This window comes from Blastococcus sp. CT_GayMR20, assembly GCF_004570345.1.
Genome location: NZ_SPQM01000285.1, coordinates 1 through 1993, shown reverse-complemented (window position 1 = coordinate 1993; position 1993 = coordinate 1). Strand labels below are relative to the sequence as shown.

General features: G+C 72.9%; 2 protein-coding genes. One reads left to right on the top strand and one right to left on the bottom strand.

What is annotated here, in order from left to right; genetic code table 11:
• The coding region (locus tag E4P40_RS27380; protein WP_135161435.1) for a VWA domain-containing protein at positions 1-1122 on the top strand (1122 nt) is incomplete at its 5' end.
• 39 nt (positions 1123-1161) lie between these two features.
• On the opposite strand, the gene E4P40_RS27375 is transcribed toward E4P40_RS27380, so the two are convergent.
• Positions 1162-1993: NADPH:quinone oxidoreductase family protein (locus E4P40_RS27375; RefSeq protein ID WP_209305556.1), on the bottom strand; the 832-nt coding region annotated here is incomplete at its 5' end.

Here is a 1993-nt window from a genome sequence, read left to right as displayed (position 1 = left end):
ATGACCGCCGCGGACCTGTACTGGGCCGGCCGTACGACTCTCGTCGTCCACCACGAGCAACTGCCCGTCTACGACCGCGTCTTCTCGGCCTGGCTTGCCGTGCGCGACCCCCGTCCGGCCGGCGAGGAGGCTGCCGCGCCGGTCCCCGGCGGTCCGGAGGCGGGCCGGGACGAGCCGGCCGAGGACGGGACGACCGATGAGGGCGACCGTGCCGGAGACGGTCGGGAACCGGAGGGCGGACCCTCCGGAGGAGGCGCCGGAGGCGACGACAGGAGCGCCTCCGAGATCCGTCGGCACGTCGACGACGGTGCCGGAGAGGACGAGACGGAGGAGGAGTCGGACGAACTGGCCGGCGCGATCGCCTCGGCCGTGGAGGCGCTGCACCGACGACGCTTCAGCGAGGCCACCGAGGAGGAACTGCAGGCCATCAAGGACCTCATGGGCAACATCGTGGTGGCAGTGCCGCACCGGCGGTCGCGCCGCACGCGAGCCGCCCGGCGCGGGCCCGTCATCGATCTGCGCCGGTCGGTCCGCTCCGCGATCCAGACCGACGGGGAGCTGGTGCGGCTCCCCCGACGTCGGCGCAAGGTCCGGCCCCGCCGTCTCGTTCTCGTCCTGGACGTCTCCGGCTCCATGGCGGGGTACTCGCGGGCGCTGCTGCACTTCGCCTACACCGCCCGCGTCGACGCCGAGGACGTCGAAGTGTTCTGCTTCGGCACCCGGCTCACCCGGCTCACCGACGAGCTGGGCGGGCGCGACGTCGACCGGGCGCTCGCCGCGGCCGCCGCGCGGGTCAGCGACTGGGAAGGCGGGACTCTCATCGGCCAGTCCCTCGCCACCCTCAACCGCTCCTTCGGCCGCAGCGGCCTCCTGCGTGGCGCGGTCACCGTGGTCTGCTCCGACGGCCTGGAGCGCGGCGACCCGCAACAGCTCGGCGACGAGATCGCGCGCCTCGCCCGCTACGCCCACCGCCTGGTCTGGGTGAACCCGCTCAAGGGGGACAGCCGCTACCAACCGCTCGCTCGCGGCATGGCGGCCGCGCTGCCGCACCTCGACCGGTTCGTCAGCGGCCACAACCTGACGAGCCTCGACGAGCTGGCCTCGGTGCTGCGCGACCTGTGACCCGCACGCCGGATGCTGCCGGCACCGGTTCCCGTCGGTTCACGGTCGAGGCACCAGCACCACCCGGTGATTCGCCGTGCCGGACTCGACGACCTGCATCGCCGCGCGCCACTCCTCGAGCGGATAGGTCACGCTCGGCAGCCGCCCCACCCGGCCCTGCTCCACGAACGAGAAGATCTCCCGGTAGCACTCGGTGAGGAGTTCCGGAGTCCGCTTGCGGTAGTCGCTGATCTGTACGCCGGAGATCTCGATGTTCTTCAGCAGCAGGTAGTTCACCTTCAACGTCGGGATCCGACCGGCGGCGAATCCCACCACGACCAGACGGCCGCGCCAGGCCAGGGACCGCAGCGCGCCGTCGAACGGATCCCCACCGAGGGTGTCGATAACCACGTCCACGCCCCGGTCACCGGTGACGGCCCACACCTGCTCCCGGACGCTGTTCTTCAGGTCGGGCCGCGACAGGTCGATGCAGGTGTCCGCGCCCAGCGCCGCCGGACCGGCGAACCGGTCGGGGGAGGACACGCCCGCCAGCACCTGGGAGGCACCCATCGCCTTGGCCAGCGCGACGGCCGCGCCGCCCACGGCGCCGGTGGCACCGAGCACCAGCACGCTCTCCCCCGGCTGCAGGCGCGCCCGCTCGCGGAGTGACATCCACGCCGTGTCGAACGCCAGGGCCATGGCCGCGGCGTCCACGAAGGAGACCATCTCCGGCAGCGGGTAGACCTGCCGCCGGTCCACCGCGACCTGCTCTGCGTAGCCCCCGTACTCGGCCATCGCGAGGACCCGGTCACCAGGCTGCAGGTCGGTCACCCCCTCCCCGACCCGGCGGACGACGCCGGCGGGTCCCTTCCCAGGGATGTAGGGCAGCGCA